At 42.1% G+C, this 335-nt stretch carries 1 protein-coding gene; it reads left to right on the top strand.

Features of this window, described 5'->3' with window-relative positions:
• The coding region (locus tag A3735_RS10700; protein ID WP_156499600.1) for a DUF1631 family protein at nucleotides 1-335 on the top strand (335 nt) is incomplete at both ends.

Genomic DNA, 335 nt, shown 5'->3' with positions numbered 1-335 from the left:
TTTCCTTTATACTTGATGAGAGTGAAGTATTTTCTAAAGACTTTCCCGCGTCCCCGCATAAGCTATGTGATGCCTTTGCAAAAGCATGTGACTGTCTCGATTTTGGCATCCGAGCAAAGCTTATCGTGCTTAAACTATTTGAACGCTATGTACTGTCGAAAATGGCGGCAGTATATAAAGATTGCAATCAGCAGTTAAGGCAGTCAGGTGTACTTCCCGCATTAACGATCGGTATTGGCAAAACAGCGCGTACAAATAGCAGCAAGGCTGTTGAAATGCTCAATAATGTGTCAAAGACGGATACGATTAAATCAAATGGTCAGCTCGAGAATGCT

This window comes from Oleiphilus sp. HI0061 (assembly GCF_001635675.1).
This window is presented reverse-complemented; position numbering and strand designations above follow the sequence as displayed.